The following is a 223-nucleotide window of genomic DNA, read 5'->3' as shown; positions in this document are numbered from 1 at the left end:
AGGCCGGCTACCCGTCGTCGCCTTGGTGAGCCATTACCTCACCAACAAGCTGATAGGCCGCGAGTCCATCCCCAACCAAAAAATCTTTCCACCACCAGACCATGCGGCCGGTAGTCATATCCAGTATTAGACGTCGTTTCCAACGCTTATCCCAGAGTCAGGGGCAGGTTACTCACGTGTTACTCACCCGTTCGCCACTAATCCACCCAGCAAGCTGGGCATC

Annotated in this window: 1 rRNA gene; it reads right to left on the bottom strand. The window is 55.6% G+C overall.

The annotated features are described in order from the left end of the window. A 16S ribosomal RNA gene (locus tag WFH25_RS19315) occupies positions 1-223 on the bottom strand; the annotation flags it as partial.

The organism is Curtobacterium sp. USHLN213 (assembly GCF_037144815.1).
In the GTDB taxonomy this organism is placed as follows: domain Bacteria; phylum Actinomycetota; class Actinomycetes; order Actinomycetales; family Microbacteriaceae; genus Curtobacterium.
This window is presented reverse-complemented; position numbering and strand designations above follow the sequence as displayed.